This window comes from Akkermansiaceae bacterium (assembly GCA_024233115.1).
Lineage (GTDB): Bacteria > Verrucomicrobiota > Verrucomicrobiia > Verrucomicrobiales > Akkermansiaceae > Oceaniferula.
On the sequence record JACKQB010000006.1, the window covers coordinates 256,093 to 279,960 of the forward strand.

At 54.8% G+C, this 23,868-nt stretch carries 16 protein-coding genes and 1 tRNA gene; 8 read left to right on the top strand and 9 right to left on the bottom strand.

Annotated features, from left to right (window positions below; translation table 11 throughout):
* Positions 1 to 7 precede the first annotated feature (7 nt).
* Complete coding sequence (locus H7A51_17160; GenBank protein ID MCP5537949.1) at positions 8 to 799, bottom strand: PEP-CTERM sorting domain-containing protein; 792 nt, start codon at positions 797 to 799, stop codon at positions 8 to 10.
* Positions 800 to 1,346: 547 nt separating this feature from the next.
* Here H7A51_17160 and H7A51_17165 point away from each other — a divergent pair.
* A complete protein-coding gene (locus H7A51_17165; protein MCP5537950.1) occupies positions 1,347 to 4,715 on the top strand; it encodes a hypothetical protein in 3,369 nt (1,122 codons plus the stop codon).
* A gap of 44 nt (positions 4,716 to 4,759) precedes the next feature.
* Positions 4,760 to 5,449 carry a hypothetical protein gene (locus tag H7A51_17170; GenBank protein MCP5537951.1) on the top strand — a complete coding sequence of 230 codons (690 nt, stop codon included), beginning with the start codon at positions 4,760 to 4,762 and terminating at the stop codon, positions 5,447 to 5,449.
* 147 nt (positions 5,450 to 5,596) lie between these two features.
* On the opposite strand, the gene H7A51_17175 is transcribed toward H7A51_17170, so the two are convergent.
* A tRNA-Ile gene (locus H7A51_17175) sits at positions 5,597 to 5,670 on the bottom strand.
* Positions 5,671 to 5,832: 162 nt separating this feature from the next.
* Here H7A51_17175 and H7A51_17180 point away from each other — a divergent pair.
* Entirely contained in the window at positions 5,833 to 6,750 is a 918-nt protein-coding gene (locus H7A51_17180) for a neutral zinc metallopeptidase (GenBank protein ID MCP5537952.1), read from the top strand.
* Positions 6,751 to 6,849: 99 nt separating this feature from the next.
* On the opposite strand, the gene H7A51_17185 is transcribed toward H7A51_17180, so the two are convergent.
* The 6 genes from H7A51_17185 to H7A51_17210 form a co-directional block, all read right to left on the bottom strand.
* Positions 6,850 to 8,277, bottom strand: coding sequence for a sugar porter family MFS transporter (locus H7A51_17185; GenBank protein ID MCP5537953.1), 1,428 nt, complete (start codon positions 8,275 to 8,277; stop codon positions 6,850 to 6,852).
* Positions 8,240 to 9,757 carry a glycoside hydrolase family 32 protein gene (locus H7A51_17190; protein ID MCP5537954.1) on the bottom strand — a complete coding sequence of 506 codons (1,518 nt, stop codon included), beginning with the start codon at positions 9,755 to 9,757 and terminating at the stop codon, positions 8,240 to 8,242. Before H7A51_17190 ends, H7A51_17185 begins: the two co-directional genes overlap by 38 nt.
* 8 nt (positions 9,758 to 9,765) lie before the next feature.
* Positions 9,766 to 11,754 (bottom strand): glycoside hydrolase family 32 protein, encoded by a 1,989-nt coding sequence (locus H7A51_17195; protein MCP5537955.1) that lies wholly within the window; start codon positions 11,752 to 11,754, stop codon positions 9,766 to 9,768.
* A gap of 13 nt (positions 11,755 to 11,767) precedes the next feature.
* Positions 11,768 to 12,505 carry a type II secretion system protein gene (locus H7A51_17200; protein MCP5537956.1) on the bottom strand — a complete coding sequence of 246 codons (738 nt, stop codon included), beginning with the start codon at positions 12,503 to 12,505 and terminating at the stop codon, positions 11,768 to 11,770.
* Positions 12,506 to 12,551: 46 nt separating this feature from the next.
* Positions 12,552 to 13,445 carry a PEP-CTERM sorting domain-containing protein gene (locus tag H7A51_17205; protein MCP5537957.1) on the bottom strand — a complete coding sequence of 298 codons (894 nt, stop codon included), beginning with the start codon at positions 13,443 to 13,445 and terminating at the stop codon, positions 12,552 to 12,554.
* A gap of 104 nt (positions 13,446 to 13,549) precedes the next feature.
* Positions 13,550 to 14,503 carry a carbohydrate kinase gene (locus tag H7A51_17210; GenBank protein ID MCP5537958.1) on the bottom strand — a complete coding sequence of 318 codons (954 nt, stop codon included), beginning with the start codon at positions 14,501 to 14,503 and terminating at the stop codon, positions 13,550 to 13,552.
* Positions 14,504 to 14,662: 159 nt separating this feature from the next.
* Between H7A51_17210 and H7A51_17215 the strand changes: the two genes are divergently transcribed.
* The 4 genes from H7A51_17215 (at position 14,663) to glnD (ending at position 21,107) form a co-directional block, all read left to right on the top strand.
* Positions 14,663 to 15,787, top strand: a complete 1,125-nt coding sequence (locus H7A51_17215; GenBank protein ID MCP5537959.1) for a GntR family transcriptional regulator — start codon at positions 14,663 to 14,665, stop codon at positions 15,785 to 15,787.
* Between the two features lie 220 nt (positions 15,788 to 16,007).
* A complete protein-coding gene (locus H7A51_17220; GenBank protein MCP5537960.1) occupies positions 16,008 to 16,424 on the top strand; it encodes a hypothetical protein in 417 nt (138 codons plus the stop codon).
* Positions 16,425 to 16,426: 2 nt separating this feature from the next.
* Entirely contained in the window at positions 16,427 to 18,151 is a 1,725-nt protein-coding gene (gene polX / locus H7A51_17225; protein MCP5537961.1) for a DNA polymerase/3'-5' exonuclease PolX, read from the top strand.
* Positions 18,152 to 18,329: 178 nt separating this feature from the next.
* Complete coding sequence (glnD, locus tag H7A51_17230) at positions 18,330 to 21,107, top strand: [protein-PII] uridylyltransferase (protein ID MCP5537962.1); 2,778 nt, start codon at positions 18,330 to 18,332, stop codon at positions 21,105 to 21,107.
* 28 nt (positions 21,108 to 21,135) lie between these two features.
* Here the strand turns inward: glnD and H7A51_17235 are convergent, their stop codons facing one another.
* Positions 21,136 to 22,434 carry an integron integrase gene (locus H7A51_17235; GenBank protein ID MCP5537963.1) on the bottom strand — a complete coding sequence of 433 codons (1,299 nt, stop codon included), beginning with the start codon at positions 22,432 to 22,434 and terminating at the stop codon, positions 21,136 to 21,138.
* A 361-nt stretch (positions 22,435 to 22,795) separates the two neighbouring features.
* Between H7A51_17235 and H7A51_17240 the strand changes: the two genes are divergently transcribed.
* Positions 22,796 to 23,350 (top strand): hypothetical protein, encoded by a 555-nt coding sequence (locus tag H7A51_17240; protein ID MCP5537964.1) that lies wholly within the window; start codon positions 22,796 to 22,798, stop codon positions 23,348 to 23,350.
* The last annotated feature ends 518 nt before the right edge of the window (positions 23,351 to 23,868 follow it).

A 23,868-nucleotide genomic window follows, 5' to 3' on the forward strand; every position in this document is an offset into this window, starting at 1 on the left:
TATGAGGCTACTTGCGCCGGCGCAGGATCAGGGCGAGGCCACCGAGTCCGAGCAGGGCGGCTGAGGATGGCTCGGGGATGGCTACGGTTCCTTCGACAACCAAGTTGTCAATTTGACCGCGCGATGTAGTCCCATTCCCATTGGAGCCCCACATGTAGATGCGGAACTCGACCGAAGTGATACCCTGAAATGTTGAATCTCCGGAAAGGTCGATGTGAATGTCGTCAAATGCCGTCAGGCCTTGGACAACCCCGATCACCTTATCCGTCGTCAACAAAGCATTTGCTGCAACCCAGGTAGACCCCCCGTTCACCTGTGCTAGCACGTTCCACGTATCCGCAGGCCTGTTGTTAGTGGTGGATGCCACAGCACCGCCAACCGAGAAGTCACTGATGTTCAGAGTCGTCCCCGGCGTATCCACAGCGATCGTGAATGTCACGTAATCATTAGCAGTAATGGCGTTGGCAAGACTATTTGCCGTTGCACCTTCCGTGGTTTGACCGAAGTTGCCTGAGTCGGTCCTGCCAAAGGCCGTTCCGCTGGCTGCAAATCCCGTGTTGTCGCCAATCGTTGCGGTATCATGAACGAACGGAACCCAGTTATTCAACCCACCCACCCCGTCAAGAGCACTGGTCACGATGACACCGCTGGCGAGAACCGTCGGGTCTCCCGTCGCAGGGTCGGTCCCCTGGGTAGACGTAAGAGAGTTACCGAAATCCCAACCAGCCAGAACGACCGCTTGGGTAGAAACAGCACTTGCGCACAGTGCGGCGCAGATGAATCCTAATGTCTTTTTCATGTTCTTTTTCATTTTATGATATTTTTCAGCATGCGAGCGTCGTTAGATTCTATATGACTCAATCTTGCAGACATTTCGCCCTACTTTCCACAGTATCATAGCCACTTCCAAACAGGCTGTCCATACCCTGAAAAGGGTATATTTCAGGGAAAACACGCATCCAGACGGGGGCCAACCATGATCAAAAATAAAGATCCAACCCACCTCACTAACAAACACGGTCTTATCGGACAGGTCAGAGAGGGCGGGTTAGCAACTTACCGGTAGGTTGCTCGTGCGCCCGGTTACCTGTCGCGATAAGGCACGGCCTGATTGCCGTGATGGGGCGAGAAAAAAATACCCTTTTCAGGGGATTGCCAAAACCGGGGCATGATATGCTATATTGTAACTACACCCGTGATGGCATCATGCAATCTACGGGTTTGCCTGGCCCATGAAAATAGGCGTTTCTCCATCACCTGAGTTTCCTGTTCGTGTTCCAACGAACCCTGCTCTTGCGTGTACCCGGGCAAGGAAGGGTTTTGCACTGATAGCGACCATTAGCATCATGGTGCTTCTCGTGATGATCGCCTTGGCGCTGTTGAGTCTCAGCACGCTGACGATCCGAAGCACGGAAGCTGACAAAAACCAGAAAACCGCACAAGCGAACGCACGGCTCTCCTTGATGATGGCCATGTCCAGACTACAGCTTCTAGCAGGTTCCGACACACGAGTCACGGCACCGTCGTCTGTGTTGGCTAGTGGAGGTGGAGGATACGGCTCGCCAGCATCTTACGGAGTGTGGCGTTCATGGGAGGGTGAGGACCACGACCCGGCTTCCGGACTCCCGGTCGCGCCGGATTATGCCTCAAAGCTACAGGACGCCGATGATTCAGGCGCGGGTGGAGGCAAGTTTCTCGGCTGGCTGGTCTCTGGTGAGGAAGCTGACAATGCGGCTAGCTCCCCCCCCCATCTGCAACAGGGTGCCAACACCGTCGCCTTGCTTTCAGACGGAACCCTGGGGACAAATTCAGCTTCCGAGGTTCACCTGCAACCGACACCCGTAGAGAATGGCGGCTCCTATGCGTGGTGGATTACCGGGGAAAATACCAAGGCTCGACTGAAGCCGACCGTGGCGGCGGCGGGAAAATTCGCAGCCACCGAACAAATACAAATCTCGCCCGGCCCAAGCGGCTCGGCTTTCAACATTGCAGACGCCACCCATGCCGATCGGGCCATCACCAGACACTCCCTGGATTTCCTGCGGAAAAATGACACGGCAATGCCGTCGGAGTATTTCCACGACTTGACCGCCTACTCGAGCGGCCTGCTGACCAATGTCGCCAATGGTGGTTGGAAGCGTGATCTTTCCCTGTTTGCCGAGAACTTCGATTCCATCCCGGAGGATTTTCCATCGTTTACCTTACGCCCCGGAAAAGTTTGGACGTCGGGTAAGTACAACAGCAGCTCGTCATCCAATCCACTTATTTACTCCTGGAGCAACTGGTCCAGATCACCTTTCCAGAACTCGGTCAGCTGGGCGGCTTTGGCTGACTTCGCAACCCAATACAAGCAACTGAAAAGCTCTGGCAATGCAGTGGCGGTGATCGAGGATTCAACGGAGTATCAGCGCGTACAAGATAACCAGCAGTGGGAGATGACCGATACCGTGCGTCGCATGCCCGTGGTCGCTCGTATTCACACCGTCTTTTCACTCAGTGCCAAGAAGATCAGCGACGATGTCTACCAGCCCTGTGTCGTTGTCAATCCGGTGGTCACCATGTGGAACCCCTACGATGTCGCATTGGATATGAGTTGGCGCGCGAACTTCTATATGGATGTCACCATGGCCTCTCCATTCAGCATCCGTTTTGAGCTGAATGATGTGAAGAAGGTGAAAAGCCTGGAGGCCATCGGGTTGAAGAATTTATACATACCAACCGGTTCCCCGTCCTCAACATGGCTACCCGGAGAAGTGCGGGTTTTCTCGCCGTCGGGTGGTGAAACCGTGGAAAACGAAACCAATGTGCTGCGATATGACATTGGATGCAATCCAGCAGGTGGTGTTCAGTACAATATCCCCGGTCTTGCCAACGCAGCGGGGAGCGATTCCCTATCGGCGACAGAGGCATTGCTGGTAGCAATTCATAATGGACCCAATGTGGAAGGCACCGGGGTATATTATACACTCAAGAGAGCCACAAGCAGGCTCACCAGACCGCCCAATACGGCGAATAAGAGTTGCCTGTTAGACGATTTAACCAACGCCCAACGGATGCTGGGGCAGAACCTGACTCTGACAGGGGTCAAAGACAGCTTGCATAGCTTGAGTAGCAACCCAAAGCCATTTCTGACAGTAGCCATGACCATGCGATACGCCAGGGATGTCAATGACCAGATGAGTAATATCATCGTCAATGGTATCCATAACATGAACCCGGCAGTTGGTTATATGGTTACGGCTGATGAGGACCAGAACGCCACCCCGTTGCTGGATCGGTTTGATCCCTATCCCTTTAACGTTCTGCTCTACCGCGTCAATGACTACACGGACCCAAACATGCCCTCCGGAATCATGCTGGACCCCGAGGGGTATGTGGGAAGCGGTTTTAAATCCAATGACGGGCTTTCCAACCTGATCCTGCTAGAGGTTCCCAAAAGGCCCCTGGTCTCGATTGGTGATCTACAGCACTTCAATGTCAACAAGTGCAATCACTGGCCACCCTACACACTCAACGCCCTGGGGAACAGCCGCACCAGCCCCTTTATAGAAAGTGATAAAATCCGGGTTTCCCAGACGAGTGGCAGGGTTGTCGGCCATGACCACAGCTACGCCTTTAATCACCTGATGCTGGACGATTGGTTTGTCTCCTCGCTTACTCCGGAAATGCAAGAATGGTCGTCGTCCGAAGCGCGGGGGATCGAGGAGGTGTATGCAAAACACCTCAGTGGCGAAAAACACCTTCCTCATCACTACTACAAACCCGCCAGCCCGGTAAGCGCCTCCCAGGCAGCCACGACAGCCGCTGGTTTCCTGGGCGACAAAGACGCCTGGCAGAAGGTGGCGGCCGAGCTTGAGGTGGAAGGCATGTTCAATATCAACTCCACCTCCGAGCTTGCCTGGGCGATGATCCTGAAACGGGCATTCGGAACGGGCTCTTCAGCAGCCGAAAATGGGGGTGTCCTGACTCTGGCCGACTCGACCCCGGGCACGGCCAATCCATCCACCACCCTGGAGGACGGCGATGGCAGCCCGTTCCCCCGGACTACCCTCATCTCCGATGGCTCGGCAGGAAATGCTGCGCAAACCATCCTTTCCCAGCACAAACGCTTCACGGACGAGCAAATAACGGCACTTGCCCGCGAAATTGTGGTGGAGATCAAAAAACGTGGCCCGTTCCTATCGCTCTCCGAGTTCTTCAACCGTCAGCTTGCATACGACAAGGATCTTGCGCTCGCAGGTGCTGTGGAATCCGCGCTCATGCGCTTGGCCTCATCCTACAACAGTGAAAACCCCTTCCAGGACCTGCAAAGGAATTTCACCGACACCGCCTCGACCCATAATTTATTGGGTGAGGCGCTCAGCTATCCCTTTCCCGAGGCCGCCGAGGGAAACCCCGCCTATGGGTTCCCAGGGTGGACGCGGCAGGCTGATGTGTTGCGTCCTATCAGCGGAATCCTTACCGCCCGCGACGACACCTTCACGATTCGCGCCTATGGCGATGCGCGTGACCCGGTTACCCACAAGATTCTCGCCAGGGCATGGTGCGAAGCGGTGGTCCAGCGAAAGGCCGATTACCTCGATAGTTCAGCATCAGGAGGCGACAACAAATACACACTCCCCTCGGACTCCACCCTCAATTCCGCGGTGAACAGGCGCTTCGGGCGGGCCTTCGAAATCATCCAGTTCCGCTGGCTGGCCTCCGACGAGGTCTGACACCCGCTTTCCTGAATCACCTGAGATACCCCGCCAACCCATCTATGCACCAGCGCGCCAGCCATTGCATCCTTGTCGTGTTATTCTGCCTCTTGACCGAGGTTCTCTATGCCGACCGACCAGTGCGTGTCCTCTATTATCAGGCACCTCCGGATGCGCCCGGGAATGCCTATATCTATGCAGGCCCGACACGGATCGGGCAAACCAAACTGCCACGCCACAACTTCTCCGATACCATCCAAATCCCCAACGCCAAAGGCAAAATCAGGCTGAGCTTCCTGGCAACCCCCCCGAAGGAAGGTGACGAGCCGCCCCAAAATGCCCCATCCGTCCTGATCCCGGGCCGCTGGGAAAAAATCCTTCTGTTAGTATCCGAGGACAAGGATAATTCCACGCTACCCATCAAGATAAGGGCCATTAATGCCAGCAACAATGCCTTCGGGCCTGGTAGTATTTATATGATGAACTTGTCTCGACTCAGGATCGGCGGCACGATCGGCGACAAAAAAATCGACCTGCTTCCCAGGACGGTTCAGATCATCAAAAACCCCATTAGCACGGACGGCCTTTATCCCGCCAAACTCTACACCATCAGAAAGCGAGGGGACAAGCCGCAGCGGTTCATCAAGCAGATGTGGGGGCATGACAGCAAGGTAAGGAAAGTTCTCTTTATCCTGCCGAGACCCGCGCCGCACCACGCAACCTACTACTGCGCCCCCATCCATGATTTCTGAGAGGCCTGGCTTGAAGACAGGCAGCCCAAGCCGCGTGTATGATATGCCTGTTCGGAAAAGGCGCCGCAAAAAAACCGTAGGGGCGAGATTGCCATAACAAAATATCCTCCGCCGCCGGGAATCGCCGCGCCCCCCTATAAAACAAAGTAGGGCCGCAGGGACTTGAACCCTGGACCAAGGGATTATGAGTCCCCTGCTCTAACCAACTGAGCTACAGCCCCCTTGAGTGGAGGCGCAATATACCTATTTACCTCATTCTGACAATGCCATATTAGCTCAAAATCCCGTCCCCATGTGACCAATGGCACCAGGCACGCGATCCGTAACCTTGACAGCAGGCGGTGGAAGCCTGATAAATCATCCCACTAACCCCACTAATTGACATGCGCTGGAAAGGTAGAAGACAAAGTACGAACGTAGAAGATCGACGAGGAACCACTGTCAGGGGTGGTGGTGGCCCCGTCGGGGGCGGTGCCCTGGGCAGCATTATCTTCGCCCTCTTCAAACGCGGCAGCGGTAAAACCAAGCTGCTCCTGATCGTCGGTGTCATCGCAGCCTGCTTCCTCTTTAAAATCAACCCACTCTCCTTGCTTGGATTCTCCAGCGGCGGCGGCAGCCAGGTCGTGCAAAAGGACGGCCCGCCACCCGATCCTGAAATGAAGGCGTATCTCTCGACCATGCTGGCCGATAACGAGGAGATCTGGCAGAAGGTGCTCGCTGCGGAAGGCATCAAGTACCGTCCTTCAAAAATGATCATCTACGAGGGACGCACCACCACACCCGGTGGTATCGCCGATGCCAGGATGGGGCCGTTCTACATGCCCGCCAATGAAGCCATTTATATCGACCCGTCGTTTTTCATCGAGATGAAAGAGAAATTCGGTGCCAAGGGCGACTTTGCCGAAGCCTATGTCATCGCCCACGAAGTGGGGCACCACATCCAGAAAATCCTGGGATACACCGATAAGGTCCACAGCCAGCAGGGGCGGATTTCCAAGACGGACTACAACAAACTCTCCGTCCGCCTGGAACTGCACGCGGATTTCCTCTCCGGTGTGTTCGCCCACCACGGGCAGGAGCAGTTCAAGTTTCTGGAAAACGGCGACATCGAGGAGGCGATGAACGCCGCGGAAGCCATCGGTGACGACCGACTCCAGGAACAGGCGCAGGGCCATGTGCAGCCGGACCTCTTTACCCACGGCACCTCCGCGCAGCGCAAACGCTGGTTCATGCACGGCTACAAACGCGGCGACCTCCGCGACGGCGAGAAAATCTTCACCATGCCCTACGAAGATCTGTAGCCGCGACCGGGGGAATCAAGAGAGTGCTGATGGAATTACACGCAACCGCATCGGCTACTGTAATCTTTTCATGCGGCTTAACACCGCTTGACAGGACGATCACTTCAACAGTCTTTCTTCCAGTGATTCGAGCGGAACACCCTTGGTTTCTGGAACCATCAGCATAACCCACAGCAACTGGAGCACCATCATGACAGCGAAAAAGAGGAACACCGCACCGGGAGAAAACATCGTTACCATTCTTGGAAAAAACGTCGTCAGCAAAGCTGCGAAAATCCAGTGAGTGGAACTACCCAGTGACTGCCCTCTGGCCCGTTGTTCGTTGGGGAAAATCTCAGCGATAAATACCCATATCACGGCCCCCTGCCCCACTGCGTGTGCGGCGATGAAGGTGAATATGCAGACCGGAATGATCGCGTAGTGCTGGGTGTAGAATGCCCACGACACGAGACCGAGTGAAAGGATGTATCCAAAAGAACCTATATACAACAAGGAACGCCTGCCCATGCGGTCGATCAGCCAAAGCCCGACAAAGGTAAAGATGAGGTTTGTGACGCCGATTCCGGCGGACTGCAAGAGCGCGGCATTCTCGCCGAGTCCCGTCATTTGAAAAATGCGGGGCGAGAAATACAAAATCGCGTTGATCCCGGAGAGTTGGTTGAAAAATGCGATCAGGAACGCGAGGACAATGGGAACACGAAGGCGTTTGCACCAAAACGGGCCACGGGGGCCTGAGGAGGCTTTCCCGAAGTGCCGCTCAATCTCATCCGCAATGGCGTTCGCCGAATCTGGGCTCGCCTGAGGATCAGAAGCCAACAAAATATCGACCGCCTGTTTACGTTTGCCACGCCGACCGATGAGCCAGCGCGGGCTTTCCGGAATCAAGAGACACATGATGGCGAAAATGAGCGCAGGGATGGCCTCGACCCCCAACATCCAGCGCCAGTCATTGTGCCCATGTCCGTTGATCAGGGCATTGGACAAAAAAGCGATGAGGATGCCTAACACGATATTGAACTGGAACATGCCCGCCAGACGACCGCGTTTCGCCGCTGGGGCGATTTCAGAAATATAGAGCGGTGCCGCTATGGTGGATACACCCACTCCAAGCCCGCCGATAAAGCGCGCAATGGTGAAAGTATAGACGTCCGGTGCCAAGGCAGAACCGACGGCAGATACAAAATACAGTATGCCAATCCACTGCAGTGTGCCCTTACGGCCAAAACGGTCTGTCGGCCAGCCGCCGATCAGGGCACCAATGACGGTTCCATATAACGCAGAGGCAATCGCGATCCCGTGCAGGCCACTACTTAAACCCCAGACGTTCTGGATTTTTTGTTCCGCGCCTGAAATGACAACGGTATCAAAGCCGAAGAGGAATCCGGCAAGAGCAGAGGTGATAGACCAGAAAAATAGTTTGTTCATCGTATGTTGGTTGGTTGTTGTAAAAGAAACATGACGGCATTGAGTTGAACCGCGCGGGTGATTTTTATTTTTCCTTCGCTCCGGCAGTCGGGTGGGTGTCATCCCATATCGATTTCAACTGCCACGCGCGCGCACTGGAAAGGCGGCTACCCCCCCTCGTAAAATAGCGCACATCACGGTGACCTGGTTCCGGGAAAATAAGTGATGTTAGAACAATCTCGCCGTCGTTAACAAAGACCTCAATCGACGACTGATCCACAAAAACGTGGAATTTGATGTCCCTCAGCCCCGGTATGACCGGTGCTTCGTCGATCACCGGGAAACGAGGGTTGAAATCGACTCTCCCCGAGTTTCTGCGGTCGAGAAAAACACGGGAGGTTCCCGGGTTGTAGCCCAGCCTCACGGTTTGGTTCGATCCCGCGCACAGATCCAATCCAAAGCTCGGGGCACCTGGGCGAAAGGTAAATCGCGTCTCTATCTCGTAAACATTTCTGGAGGGCGAAAACACGACACCCGGTTTATCCGTGGCGGTAATGACCACCGGCTTGCCACGTAATTTTTTCAAAGCCGGCAGCGGCGATTGGTGGATTTGGTAACCTTCCAAGCCCTTGACGAGACGAATGGTGCGCGGAATCGACAATTCACCGCGCCCCCAGTCCTTCGGCAGGTCGTTCGCATATTTCCAGTTACCCATCCAGCCGATCCATGAGTTCACCTTGCCGCTGTCATCCAGATCCCTGAACACCCTAAGCGCATAGAAATCATGCCCCCAATCGATCCATTTGGCGTGCTCCCTGTTGTGGTTTTTCCGTTCCTTTTCTGCTAGGTAAGCGAGAGTTTCCTTGTCCGGGGAAAATTGTTTTCCATCGAAGTCCCCCGTGAAATACTGCACTTTGTTAGGACCCATGCCGCAGAGCATCACCCACTTGTGACCACCCTCCGGAAGTGGGAGTTGGAAGAGATTCGGAACTTCCCAATTTTCAGAACACGCGCCCAGAGGTCCGAAAGTGCTTTGATGTGTCCAGGACTTTAGGTCTTTTGATGTGTGGATCCGGATTTGGTGTTTTTCGGGCACGGATGTTGCCATCACCCAGCTTTGGCTGGACTCATGCCAGAAAACATCCGGATCGCGCTCACTCTCAGCGCGCGCGGCGATGACAGGACTTGAAGGATAGTAATGAAATGTCCGATAATCCCTGCTATACGACAAACGCTGGTCATCGCCCGATTTCTTGTGAGCGGTGTAGAGAGCGACCATAGGAGGCTTCCCGCCGTTGCCGAAGCCGCTTGTGTTCAGGTGGTCCACTACGACTGAACCACTGAAATACTTGAATGAGCCGTCATCACCAGTCATCGGATACGGCAGCTCCCGCCAATGAACAAGGTCATCAGAGACAGCGTGTCCCCACCAGAACAGATGGTATAGACCCTCATGGCGGATCAACCCGTTTGGGTCCCCGAGCCAGCCCTTGGATGGGCTGAAATGGAATTGTGGTCGATATAGCTCGTTGTATAATCTCTCCTTTTGTGCCTGCAACAATGCGGACATTCCAAGACAGAGGATAAAAACGGAGCGATACATGCGGTTGTTTATTTTCCTTTTGAAAGTGGCTGGAGAACGATGCGATCGACCCTGAGAGCCTTGTCTTTACTTTCCAGACGAAGTTGCCGCGTCCCGGCATCGGGAAAAATAAGATTGGTAATAGCTCGTCTTCCGTCGCCAGTGAAGAGTTCCAAAGATGACCTGTCCAAATACAGGTCCAGGGAAAGTTTACCATCGGTTACGCGGTAAGGTGCCTCGTGACGCGCTGCAAAGAGAGGGTGAAAATCAGTATCGCCAGAGTGCGTGCGATCCACGACAAGGTAACCGTTTTCATAAGCCACAACGGTTTCATTATCGGCTTTCGTTGCAATCTTCAGCGCGATTTGAGTCTCTGCGTTCACCCTGGCGAGCGAGATGGAAACCTTCATTTCCCGGGGCAGATCATCGTGGCTCCCAAGCCATGCTTGCGCCTGCTGTAGCGTGCCTCCGGAAAACACACGGGGCTTCGGCTTTGTCAGCGTCTTCACTTCAGCAACCGGCCTTTGGGTGAGCCGGATGCCCTCGGAAGTCTTCAGCAGAGCAAACTCGCGAGGCAGTGTCATCGCCCCCCTCCACGGGGTAGTGGGGGTTTGTTCCGCATAGAGCCAGTTGTTCATCCAACCGATGCCTATCCGACGTCCGTCCGACTTCGGGATATCGGACCAGGTGACAATCGCATAGCAGTCCGCCCCATAATCCACCCACAGCGCCGGAGCCGGTGCAGCAGGCGCGGTTCCCCGGCCGAGACGGATATCGTCCACAAGGATATGACCCCAATCATTTCCCTCATAATCATCGAATATTTCCAGCGTTGCAGTCTTGCCGCGGAGGGCACGGAGATCCCATGACTTCTCTTCCATGTTAGGACTGTTATTTCCAGTGGCGCTGCGGACAACATCTCCGCCCACCCTCAGCCGCACGCCGAGTTTACCGGGGTGGTTGCCTCCTGCGATACGAAACGCCAACCAGTCGTCCTGGATTACAAAGCGCGGGGAGGTCAGGGTGCCGCGTGAAGCATCGGACTTACCGAAACTATTCGCAATGCCAGCTCCTTTGAAGCCCGTGATCGAACCTGCTGTCGGGTGCGCCGGCCCAAAGTCGAACGATTCGCCGTCCACTTTCCAGCATCCATAATCGCCCCCCTCAAAGTCCGCGATGGTCCGGAACTTCGATGGATCGGGTAATGCCAAATCCGGGGGGTAAGTGGCGTCCAGAGTGAATTGTTTGCCATCGAAATCACCCACAAAATACTGACACCCGGAGCCCCCGGCCGGGGCTCCCGGGTTCATATTTACGAGAAGAACCCAGCGTTTCTGTCCGGGCATATTCGACACTGGGAGCTCGAAGAGATCCGGGCATTCCCAAATGCCATTGGTCGCCCCGACTGGTCCGAAGTCACTCAGATGCTTCCACCCTTTAAGATCGGTGGATCCGTAAAACGACACCTTTTTCTCGGTGGACAGGCTTAATGCCATGATCCAGCGCTCGGAAGACTCATGCCAGAATACCTTGGGGTCACGGAAATCCGCCTTGTTGACATCAAGCACCGGGTTCCCGGCATACTGAGTCCATGTACGCCCGCGGTCATTGCTGAACGCGAGTCGCTGGTCCTGGCGGCCCTGACGGTGGCCTGTGTAAATGGCCACCAACGGCGGCTTGCCATCTTTGCCGAAGTCGCTGGTATTGTGCCAGTCCACCACAGCGGAGCCGGAAAACGCCATGACGTCATCCGTCTCGGGAATAGCCAGCGGCAGGTGACTCCAGGAAATGAGATCGGTGCTCATGGCATGCCCCCAGCTCATGTGCCCCCACTTGTCGCCCAATGGATTATACTGGTAGAACAGGTGGTACTCGCCCTCGTAATACACCATGCCGTTGGGGTCGTTGATCCAGTTCTTCTCTGCTGTAAAATGATACAGGGGGCGCTCCTCCTCTGCCGGTATGGAAGAAACAAGCAACAGCAGTGACAAAAGAATCTTTGATAAAGTCATGTCCATATTCCGGTTAGTTTCAAGGCATCTGATGATAGCCTTTTTCCGCATATTCGGAAACTTCAAGCGGCTCCTCATTGTCTTTGGTGGCGAAACTAATCATCTCGGTATGACCATCTACAAATAACACGATCAGTTTGCCTTTGTTCAGAAACGGACGGCTGCGCCCGATGTCGTTCAGCTGATCCCCGCTGAGCAAGTCCCCAGTATGCCAATTCCAATGTGGCACCAGGAGTGGGGTCCTGGCTGGATCGGCGACTGATGTCAGCGGGGGCTGGTTGCGCAGAATCATTTCCCAGTCGCGGGCTCTGGATCGCGTATAATGGTGCTCGGAAATGGACAGGTTCATGGCATAACCCGAGTAATAGGTCTCGAAGGCATCCTTGCTCATTTGAGGATTCAAGGCAACGGGTGTATTCCTCCACCACCACTCCTTGTTCTCCGAGATGGTTGTCATATCCGCATCGGGAAACTCCATCGAAGCGACCTCCTGGTTCCAGTGCCAATTCACGGGCTGGCTTGGATCGTCGGTGTCATTGAATTCACGCAAGGCGGGCAACCGGTCACCACTGTCCACGGCATAGAGCATGATGAAGCCGGATATTTGCCGCATGTTATTCAAAGACTTTGTCGTTCTACCGTTGGCCATCATCCTCCCCACCACGGTGAAGGAGAGGGCAGCCAACACCATTACAATAGCGATGACCACGAGGATCTCCACCAAAGTGAATCCCCGGGTCCTAGAAATGCTTTTCATAGCGGGGTGTTGTGAGGTGGCGGGAAAGGATGGCAATACGTCAGCCTTAGGCACGACGACGGCGGAACAAGATGAGTAAACCCATCCCTCCCAGAATCGCGGTTCCGGGTTCTGGCACGGCCACACCTGGATTGTTGGCAAGGAACAGGAGGTCGGACTCGGACTGGAGAGCATCGTAGATCTGGACGTCCGCTATATCGAAGCCGGCACCGAAACTAACGTAGTCGGAACCAGACTTTGCGCTTCCCACTGAAAGAGCACTGGTATCCTGCGCTGCGCCAGAATCAAACGTTGCGGTAGATCCCGTCAGACTGGTAATTGTACCGCCGAGCTGGGTGACATACAGATAGGCACTTCCGTCAGTGCTGTTGTATCCTCCGGCAATATGAAAGTAAGTCGCGGGATCGGTATAGTCATCACCTACCGGGATGCCGCTGCTGGCTCCCATGACACTGATGGAACCATAAAAATCCTTGGTTCCCGGATTCGTGCCCCGGACGACGAACTCGATATTACCGTTCTCGGTGTGCTGAACTTGCCAGCCGACACGCTGGTAATTGGCAAAGGTGTTTCCAGCGGCACTTTCCTTCTGCAGCAATGTGGTATAGTTCTCTATTTTTGTGGGGTCCACAATCATGGAGAATGCAAAAGTGTCAATATCCAGGCTGGTGCTAGACGCGCTGATCCGGGTGCTACGGGGATCTCCAAAATCGAGTTCCATGCGTGTTTCATTGGCATCAAACGTTGCCGGAGCTCTTGTCGCTACATCTACTACCATATTCGGACCTCCGCTGACTTCATTGGTATATGGCGATGGATTGTCCATCGTCCAATGTGAGACAAGTGCTGCGGATAGACTGGCGGGAACCATGATGGCGCCTGCGATGACGCTGCTTGAGATAAGGCCTTGAAGGCTTTTGTTAATTGGGTTTGTTTTCATTTTATTGTGGGTTGGGTTTGAGTTATGCGGGTTGGGCTTTCTCTACTGGAGGAAAATATGGAGTTGGGTCATTACCAGATCATATGGGAGGGATGGGAAAATTTTCATACGCCAAAGGATGTCGGACATTCGACCCCCTCGGGGGAATCGAGGCACCCGTCCCAGTTGGTCCACGAGAAGCGATCACAGATGGACGCTGGCAAGTTAGGGATAGCTCCGTGATGAGCGCAAACGTGGGCCGCCACCTCATTGGCATTTTGCGAAATGGTTTCTAACGACCAACCTTGGAGAGCCCCCATGACGGTAGCCGCAGTGAATGAATCGCCGGCCCCAATCGTATCGCGCACGTCAGTGGAAAGAGCGGGACTCTCGCACCAACGATGACCGTTACCTAGAACACTCCCTCCAGATCCGCGTGTATAAACCACCAGGCGAAGCTGGTAGCGGCTCTGCAGTTCATTGAGTTGGTCACTAGCGTCATCACCCGTTAGCTTCAGAAGCTCGGCGATGACGGGGAGCTCTGCGTCACTTAGCTTGCATACATTGGCGAGGTTGAGCGACTCATGAAGAATATTCTCTGTGAAAAAATCACCGCGCAAATTGACATCGAACACTTTTAGCGAAGATTCCGGAGCTTCGGATACTAGTGTGCGAATGGCCTTGCGTGAAATAGCTGAGCGCTGGCCTAAACTGCCAAAACAAATAGCGTTCGCATTGCTAACCAACTGGCGGTGCTGCGGGGTGACACAGAGATGGTCCCACGCAACGTTGCTGCAAATCTCAAACTGGGGTTGCCCGTCATTCCCCAGTGTCACCATGACTGAACCTGTTGGGTTTTGAGAATCGGTTGTGACTCCTTCAGTCATGATACCCATTCCATCCAACTCGTTCACGATGCGTTGACCTGCGTCGTCCGCTCCCACGCGACTGATAACTGCAGCCTTGGCTCCAAGGGACTTCGTATGACAAGCGAAATTGGCAGGCGCTCCACCCATCCGTGCACCCGCAGGGAGAATGTCCCAGAGTAGTTCTCCTATTCCTATGATAATGGGTTTCATAAAGTTATGTAAGTTACGAATGAGCCTTATACATCATAAGCGCGCATTTCATTCATGGGATTTAGTTACCAATCACCCGATGACTTGTAAATTTTTAATTGACAGGCATGACACTTTCCTGTCTTTACAGGTTTTACCAACCTGTAAACCGTTCAACTAATGAAAAACAGCCCAAAACAACTACCTAGATATGCAGAAATAGCTCACGCACTACGTGAAGAAATTGTAAAGGGTCGTTATGGCAATGACGGGCGCATGCCTAGTGAGGCTCAGCTGGTGAAGAGATACAAGGTTTCAAGACCCACTGTAGCCAAGGCGCTTAAAGTCCTGTGCGACGAGGGTATGGTAGTAAGGCGCGCTGGTTCTGGCTCCTACGTCAAAGAAGGCACTAAGGTGAATATACGTAGCACTTTGATGGCATTGTTGATTCCTGATCTGGGAAACACCGAGATTTTCCAAGTGATCGGAGGGGAGATTTCAAGTCTCGCACGCATGCATGATTACGGATTAGTCTGGGGCGGCTCGGAACCGGAGGTTTCAACCAACGGGCAACATCAGATAGAGAGTCTTTGTAAACAATTCATTGAGCGAAATGTGGCGGGCGTCTTCTTCGCACCCTACGAAATCGTAGAAGGCTCAGAGCGTGTGAATCACTCTGTGGCGATGATGCTGCGTGACGCTGGTATTCCTGTTGTTTTGCTGGATCGTGATTTCACCAGCTTCCCGATGCGGAGCGACTTTGACCTCGTGGGCATCGATAACTTTGCAGCCGGATACATGCTGGCGGAGCACCTCTTCAAACTGGGGTGCACATCGATCCATTTTTTGACCCGCCCACACTCCGCCCCCACAGTCGAGGCGCGGATAGCTGGAGTACGCGAGGCGTATGCAAGACACCAAATCGAGACACCTAAAAACTGGATTCGCATAGGGATGATCGAAGATAAGAAATTCATCCGTGACATTTCAGGACTAACACGACCCGATGCATTCATCTGTGCGAACGATCATACGGCGGCACACCTGATGTGTGAATTACAGCGGATCAACATCCGGGTACCTCAGGATGTCAGAGTTGTGGGCTTTGATGATGTCAAGTTAGCCTCCCTAGTCTCTCCCCCACTGACTACGATCCATCAACCATGCCGAGAGCTCGCTCAGACGGCATTCAGGGCAATGGTCGACCGCCTGGGTGATGTCACATTACCCTCCCGTAAACAGGTGCTGGCACCCCGCCTGGTCATACGTGAGTCTTGTGGTGCCTACTTGCCGCACTCCAGTTGACCTACACAAGCGGCGTAAACATGACCTCATAACGAAGTTCGAAGAGCTAAGAGCATGCCTCTTACGGAGCCCCATAGTAGCCTTGACCTGCGGCTCATTCTCCACAAAGATATTGCCCATGTGGAAATACCTTTTCTTTTCTCTCTCAGCTGCATTTGCGCTGATACTTAACTCGTGCTCCACTGGTGGCGTATCCAGCGGAACCTACGGACCACCCAACATGGGAGGCCCATCAACGGCTGAACGCGCCGCGAAAATCGCTAGCGAACCTACAGGCGACTTCTTTTACGGTCGACGTTACTACGTCGAGAAAACCCGCTTCTGGGGGTATCTTCGCAAGCCACGGCAAAGCGCCAACTCCGCGCAGCTTGTTGTCTTCAACGAAAGCAGGAAACTCAACCCGGACCGGCTGCCGGAGGCCGGCCCCCCAGGGAGAAGGTATGGGTTCGACCAGAATTTTGAATACCGTATCCACGGCTACTACACGGGCCAAAAGGTCTACGAGGTAAACTCGAACCAGATCCTCCCCGAGTTTATGCTCACAGGATATGAGCTGGTCTCGCCTACTCCGGGTTGGCTTTTCAGCCCCAAGGACCACTACAACCCGCAAAGCATTACTCTCCGACCAGGTTTTTAAGTATGGCTATTTCACGCGATGAAATCGCTGCGGTCCTCGACGAGATCGCACTCCTGTTAGAAATCAAGGGCGAGAATCCTTTCAAGACCAGAGCCTACCGCACCGGCGCGGAAACGGTGCGCAATTTCCAGGGGGAAATCGTTGCCATGGCGGCGGCGAACAATCTGGAGGGCATCAAGGGAATCGGCAAAGCGCTGCAGGAAAAACTCCATGAGCTCGCCAGCACCGGCAAACTCGAATTCCACCGCAACCTGCGCGCCGAGTTCCCCCAGGGGCTCTTCGACCTCTTTGGCATCCAGGGCCTCGGCCCCAAAAAAGTCCGCGCGCTTTACGAGCAGTTGAACGTCGATTCCATCGATGCCCTCAAGGCCGCCTGTAAGGACGGTCGCGCCGCCGCCCTCCCCGGCTTTGGTAAAAAATCCATCGACAAGTTACTCGAGTCCATCGCCATGAAAGAACAGTTCGCCGACCTATTCAGGCTGGGTGACGTGGCCCCGCTGGCGGAAACAATGCTTGAAACCCTCCGCCAGCACCCGGATTCACTGCGCGTCGCCATCGCGGGTTCTTACCGCAGGAGCAAGGAGGTTCTTCATGACCTCGACTTCCTGGTCGCCACCTCGTCACCGGCGAAACTGACTGCCTTTTTCACCTCGCTCCCAGAAGTGCACTCGGTGATCGCCTGTGGTGATACCAAGGCGTCGGTCCGACTCGAAAACGGCCTTCAGTGCGATCTCCGCGCCGTCTCTAACAACCAGTTCCCCTTTGCCCTGCAGTATTTTTCCGGCAGCAAGGAACACAACGTCGCGCTGCGGTCGAGGGCACTCAAATACGGTTGGTCGCTCAACGAGTACGGGTTTACCCCGAAAGACAAAACCTCCCCCGCCGCCCCTGCGGTCAAAGAGGAGGCCGATATTTACCGCATCCTTGAGCTCGACCGCATCCCGCCCGAACTTCGTGAGAACATGGGGGAAATCGAAGCGGCTGACGCAGGCGACATCCCACGCCTCATTGAGCTGGAAAACCTCCGTGGCACCTTCCATAACCACACCACGGAATCGGATGGTAAAAACTCCCTCGAGGAAATGGCCGAAGCCGCCCGCGACCTTGGCTTGCAATACCTCGGTATCGCCGATCACTCCAAAGCCCAGTTCCAGGCGCGCGGCCTCCAGCCGGACCGACTCCTGCGCCAGGTTGACGCCATCCGTGAACTGAACAAACAGTGGGACGATTTTCAAATTTTCTCCGGCACCGAGGTGGATATCCTCAAGGACGGCAGCCTCGATTACGAGGACGATGTGTTAGAACAACTCGATTACTGCGTGGCATCGATCCACAGCTCGTTCCAGCTTTCGGAAAAAGAACAGACCGCCCGTATCATCCAGGCGATGGAGCACCCGCTTGTCACCATGATCGGACACCTGACAGGCCGCCTTCTGCTCAAGAGAAAGGGCTATGATCTGGATATGGAAAAAATCCTCGATTGCGCGGCGGCCACCGGAACCATCATCGAGCTGAACTGCAATCCACGCCGGCTCGATATGGACTGGCGACACTGGCACCGCGCCCGCGACAAGGGGGTGATGACCTCCATCAACCCCGATGCACACGACGTGCAGCACCTGCAATACCTCGCCTTCGGGGTGCGCATCGCCCGCAAGGGATGGCTCCGGCGGGAGGATGTCCTCAATACGAGGACTCTCGATGAAGTGCGCGAGTTTTTAAAGTAGGACAGCTTTGCAAGCTGTCGGCAGGATATGTGCCTAGGTTGCCGACAGCTTGCAAAGCTGTCCTACTCTCCCCCCCCTAGCACGCAGAATGCATGACGTTGATAAGGTGAAAAATTGCGTGTTCCATGGTGCGGATCCATTATAGTCGGATCTAGTCAACACCCACCCCCCGACTCACGTGCCATCCCCCGATACAAAACCTGACATCAAAAAAGCAGCCGACCGCGAACTCATGGCCATTTCCCAGGGCCAACTCACCGCCAGCGAAGGGGCTTCCCTGGTCATGCGCTTCATCAAAAATGAGGAAAACAACATCCTGCAACGCCATCGCGAGGGTGCCGGGGGGCTGGAAATAGCTTCTGCCCGCGCCGAGCTGCTCGATGCCGTACTCGGGGTCATGTTTATGGCTGCCATCAACCGCCAGAAAGGCGACCACCCCGAAGTCGCCCTGGTCGCCCAGGGGGGCTATGGCCGTGGTAATCTCAATCCCGGCTCGGACCTCGATCTGCTGTTCCTGCTACCCAGCGCATCCAACAAGATCCCGAAAAGCATCTCGGCCACCATTGAGGAAATCCTCTACATCCTCTGGGACGCAGGCTTCAAGGTGGGGCATGCGTGCCGCTCCATCGCCGAGTGTGTCAGCGAAGCCCGCAAGGACCAACAGAGTAAAACCGCGCTGATGGATGCCCGCTTTGTCGTCGGTGATAAAAAGCTCTACAACACGTTCACCAAACGCTTTGACAAGGAGTGTGTCAAAAAGGGGCAGGAAGCCTTTTTCGACCTCCGCCGCAAGGATCTCCGCCAACGCCACAGCAAGTACTCGCATACCGTTTTCCTGCAAGAGCCACATGTGAAGGAAAGCTGCGGCGGCCTCCGAGATTACCAGAATGTGCTCTGGGTCGCCCACGTCAAATGCGGTTTCCTCAAGCTCAAGGAACTCGTCAAAGCAAAGATCATCACCAAGAGCACCTGCCGCCAACTCAATGAAGGCTACGATTTCCTCCAGCGCGTGCGCAATGAACTCCACTACGACAGCGGTCGCTGCACCGACACGCTGACCCTGCGGCTTCAGGGCGTTGTGGCCACCAATTTCAACTACCCACAGAAAACCATCCTCCGCCGCTGCGAGGCATTCATGCGCGACTATTACCGTCACACACGCGCCATCTACACCCACAGCACCTCGCTGATGGAGTACTTCGAGATCGAACACCAGAACAACAAGGGCAACATTCTATTGGATATCATCCCCTTTGCCCGCAAAAAAGTGCATGCGGAACAATTCGATGGCTTCATCGCGCGTGACGGGAGGATTTTCCTCGAAAACACCGACGCCCTCGCGGAGGACCCTAACAGGTTGATGCGCCTCTTCCAGCACTGCCAGATCCGTGGTCTAGAGCTTAGCCCGCAAGCGAGGAAATACATCCACATCGCCGCCAAGAAAATCGACCGTTCATTCCGCTACAACATCAAAAACCGGGAGACATTCCGCGCTATCCTGGAGCGCAAGGGGGAGGTGGCTCACATCCTCCGCATGATGCACCGCACCAAGGTCCTGGATCGCTATCTACCTGAATTCGGCGCCATGGACTGCCTGGTGCAGCATGAGTTCTTCCACCGCTACACCGCGGACGAGCACACCCTGCGCTGCATCGATCAACTCGACAGCCTGACCGACCCCCCCAAGGAGAATGCTCCAAACCGGAAGCTCTACCGCCAGCTGCTCCACAACATCCTGGACCCGTATGCCCTTTACCTCGCCCTGATCCTACATGATTCCGGCAGGGCCGAAAACGTCCGCGAGCACATCGATGGCTCCACCATGCTGGCCGACAAGGTCTGTCGCCGGCTTCAGATCCGCAGTGGTCGGCGCGCCATGGTCATGTTCCTCGTCGACCACCACCTCACGTTCTGGCGCTACGCCACCAGCCGCGACCTGACAGACATCTCGGTGATCGAGGAATTTGCCAGCATCATGAAGGACAAACGCAACCTGGATGCCCTGCTGCTGTTTACCTGGGCCGACTCTAACGGCACCAACGACGAAGCATGGTCGCCCTGGAAGGAAACCCTCATGCTGCAGCTCTATCACTCCACCCGGCTGTGGCTCAAAAAAGGCAAGGAACACTTCAAACACACCCTCTCCGAACACAAGGACAACCTGCTGGCACGCTGCCGCAAAACACTCAGCCCGTCCTACCACGAGCAGATGGAGCAACACTTCGAGCGCATGCCGGCCACCTACTTCAGGTTCCGTGAGCCACGCAATATCTCACTCCATATCAAGTCAGTCCAAGCCTTCCTGAAACGTGACCAGGCCTCGGACGACGGCACCTTTGAATGTGACATGACCTGGATCGACCGCGATGACCGTTCCCACACCGAACTATTGGTCACCGCCTGGAACCGTCCGCTTTTCCTGGAAAAAGTCTGTTGCTCCCTCGCCGCACACGAGATCAACATCATCAGCGCGGACGTCTACACCCGCACCGATGGCATCGTCTGCGACCTGTTCCAGGTTTGCACCATCGACCACAATCCGGTCACCTCGGAACGCGACCGCAAGAGGGTGCTGGAAACCTTCCGCTCCATCAACGCAGATCCCGACCCCCACAAGAACTACGAGCCGGAAAGATATCTCAAACCCAAGACCAACCTGCTACGCACCGACAACACAGAAGGTGGCATCCCCTTCCCCACCCTGGTTCACGTCTCTAACGACCTGAGTTCCATCTGTACGGCTATCGATATTCAGGCACTCGACCGCATCGGCCTCCTACATGACCTCTTTATCACCATCGACCAGCTCGGCCTCGCCACTGTCCACGCCCGCATCTGCACGGAAAAAGGCGCCGCCATGGACACCATCTACGTCACCTGGCCGGACGGCTCCAAGGTGTTGGACGAAAAGAAACACCGCGAGATCGAACGCGTATTAAGCGAGTTGATCAAGTAGGCAGGGGCGGGGTGTCGGGTGTCGGGTGTCAGCCTGGAGACAGGATGTCAAACGGGCTGATGACGCCACAGCCATTTGCACCCTTGGCGACGTGAGTATAGATCTCCGTGGTTTTGACATCTCCGTGGCCCAGTAGCTCCTGGATCGTGCGCAGATCACTTCCAGCCTCAAGCAGGTGCGTGGCAAAGCAATGCCGCAGCACGTGAGATGTCACCCTCTTTTCGATGCCTGCCGCCAGAGCCGCCCTCTGCAAGGCCCTCGAATACACGGCGGGGTGAAGATGATGCCGCCTGATGATCCCGGATTCAGGATCCTTCGATTCATGGTCTGATGGAAAAAGCCAAAACCACGCCCAGCGCTCCCCAGCCTTCGGCATCTTCCTTGCCAACGCACCGGGCAACTCAACACCAGGCGAATCATTCCGCCGGTCTTCCTCATACAATAGCCGCGCTTCTTTTTTATGTTCCTCGATAGATTCAACCAGCTGAGTGGGCACCACCGTCACCCGATCCTTGTCCCCCTTTCCAGCTCTGACCGTGAGCTGTCGTCGCTCAGTATCCACGTCCTTGATGCGCAGATTGACCAGTTCACTGACACGGAGTCCGGCACCATACTGGAGTTGCGCGGGCAGACGGTAAAGCGGCTCCAGCTTCTCGATCAATTTCATCACCTCCTTCATATCGAGCACCACAGGAATGCGTTTGGTGGTCTTGCGCAGCTTTACGCCCAAGTCCACTTCCTCCATGCCGCACACATCACGATACAGAAAAACCAGGGCGTTCAGAGCCTGCTTCTGGGTGGCAAAGCTCACCCTTGTCTCACTCACCAGCTGCGCCAGCCAATCACGCGCGCATCCGGGATCCAAAACCCGCTCCCTGCTCCCTGCCCAGGCGGCGTAACGCGCAGCCCAGCTCCCGTAGCCCTGCCTGGTCCTCAATGCCAGCCCGCGCCTACCGCCAATACGCTCCACCGCATCCCTGACCTTCTCCGCCAGACTCACCGTCTGCCGCCCTTCCCTGGCGCATATTTCCAACCATTGAATATACCAGCGAACAGCTTGAGCCCATTGCTCCAACTGCCACTGCTTACGCTCTTTACACGCAACCTCCTGCTTCCAGAACTGACGCGCAGATTCTAAACCGGGCTCTAACCTCCTCGAAACGCGCCAGGTTTCAAACCAGGACAACAGAAAGGCAAAACCCTGTTTCTCTCGATCGTTCAAGTCCCGGGAAGCCATCACATCCTCACGCCAGCCACCTTCCCGGACCAATGACAAACCTCCGCCGGGAACCTCCTGATCCACTCCCAATGTATGATATCCACTCATATGAACACCTTACTGTTCACCCGTGCATCCAGACAAGAAAAAAACATCACTTTAAAACAGGCTAACCATCAAAGATCGAAGACTAAAATGAAAAGCGTAATAAAACCTCCAAAAACAACAGAAATCCCGAAGATATCCAAAACCTAACTATTATTTTGTTTGACCTACCCCAACAGAACTTACTACCCTCACAGCAAATAGATCGGGTAAACACTCTCTGCTAAATCTTCCTAAACGGTCAAGCATCTGTAAGTTCCTATTACCCGAGTCAACGAATAACAATGTTCTCCGAGAAAATGAAACGCTCCAAGGGAAAACGCTGACTCAACCTCGAAACTCAAACAACCCCACTCAACACACCATGAAATGGATCCCCGCAGCCCTCATTGCCCTTCTCATCATGCCCGCCTCTGGCGAAAACTCCACCACGCAGGAAAAGTCCGCCTCAGCTCCCTACAAAACCGCTGAGAAAGACCCGGATAACATCGTCACTCTCCAGGCGGAAGGAAACACCCAAACCATCAACATTTCCCCCGAGGACTCCGAACTCAAATTTTACGCCGAAAGCAGCAAGCTCCACGTCGATGCCGCCTGCGAACTTAGCTCCAAAGACAAGAAAACCAACGCCTCTATCGTCATCCAAGGCCGGGGCAAAGGCAAAGACACCTACCAAGGAGCCGTCTCCATTGCCGACACCCAATCCCTCGCATCCCTCTCCCACAACGGAACCCTGTATTCTTTCACCGAGGGCACCATTCACATCGAGCAACTCGACAAAGCAACCGGTATCGCCCGAATCGAAGTATCCGGAAAATGCACCATCAAAGTCGGTTCATCCTTCAAGGGCATGAAACTGGACGTCCCAGCCACCCTCGAACTCTACGTCAAAACACCCAACATCCGCACCTTCAAATAACCACCCTCCTTCTTTTTACTCATTTCTCGCGTTTCAATTCTATCCATCACCAAATGATCCTCCCGGGGCCTTTTGGTAATAGAATATAAGGGGACGGACAAAGTGCTATGGGAGAACAAGACGGTGGTGGACAACCGGCTACCCGTCCCGAGTCGAAATGACCCTCCTGACTACTACCTTTAACCCAGTTGCGGAGTGGCGCTCCCGGTAGCCGGTGCCACACCTTGACGTTGATATGGCTGATGATTTGTCAAGTGGGTGTTCTTATATTTATCTAACATGGTTATGGTAGGGTTGCGATGCTGGGGGTGGCGGCAGGATAGAAGCGGGGAACTTGCGGGCGTGGTGTGCATTTCGCGCAGACGTGGTATGCTGATATGCGAGGACTGGCCGTGCCCTCCGTAGTCTTGACGAAGGAGGGGGTTACCTCAGTTTTTTGTCTTCACCGGTGGCCTTTGACTCTCTCTCGAATCGAGCGCTCATCCCGCTTTCGCGAAACTAGCTCATAACGTCATCGA

Bases quoted from the DNA above. Each gene is read 5' to 3' on its own strand.
- H7A51_17160 (MCP5537949.1), bottom strand. From the start codon at position 799: ATGAAAAAGACATTAGGATTCATCTGCGCCGCACTGTGCGCAAGTGCT.
- H7A51_17165 (MCP5537950.1), top strand. From the start codon at position 1,347: ATGGTGCTTCTCGTGATGATCGCCTTGGCGCTGTTGAGTCTCAGCACG.
- H7A51_17170 (MCP5537951.1), top strand. From the start codon at position 4,760: ATGCACCAGCGCGCCAGCCATTGCATCCTTGTCGTGTTATTCTGCCTC.
- H7A51_17180 (MCP5537952.1), top strand. From the start codon at position 5,833: ATGCGCTGGAAAGGTAGAAGACAAAGTACGAACGTAGAAGATCGACGA.
- H7A51_17185 (MCP5537953.1), bottom strand. From the start codon at position 8,277: ATGACACCCACCCGACTGCCGGAGCGAAGGAAAAATAAAAATCACCCG.
- H7A51_17190 (MCP5537954.1), bottom strand. From the start codon at position 9,757: ATGTATCGCTCCGTTTTTATCCTCTGTCTTGGAATGTCCGCATTGTTG.
- H7A51_17195 (MCP5537955.1), bottom strand. From the start codon at position 11,754: ATGGACATGACTTTATCAAAGATTCTTTTGTCACTGCTGTTGCTTGTT.
- H7A51_17200 (MCP5537956.1), bottom strand. From the start codon at position 12,505: ATGAAAAGCATTTCTAGGACCCGGGGATTCACTTTGGTGGAGATCCTC.
- H7A51_17205 (MCP5537957.1), bottom strand. From the start codon at position 13,445: ATGAAAACAAACCCAATTAACAAAAGCCTTCAAGGCCTTATCTCAAGC.
- H7A51_17210 (MCP5537958.1), bottom strand. From the start codon at position 14,503: ATGAAACCCATTATCATAGGAATAGGAGAACTACTCTGGGACATTCTC.
- H7A51_17215 (MCP5537959.1), top strand. From the start codon at position 14,663: ATGAAAAACAGCCCAAAACAACTACCTAGATATGCAGAAATAGCTCAC.
- H7A51_17220 (MCP5537960.1), top strand. From the start codon at position 16,008: ATGGGAGGCCCATCAACGGCTGAACGCGCCGCGAAAATCGCTAGCGAA.
- polX (MCP5537961.1), top strand. From the start codon at position 16,427: ATGGCTATTTCACGCGATGAAATCGCTGCGGTCCTCGACGAGATCGCA.
- H7A51_17235 (MCP5537963.1), bottom strand. From the start codon at position 22,434: ATGAGTGGATATCATACATTGGGAGTGGATCAGGAGGTTCCCGGCGGA.
- H7A51_17240 (MCP5537964.1), top strand. From the start codon at position 22,796: ATGAAATGGATCCCCGCAGCCCTCATTGCCCTTCTCATCATGCCCGCC.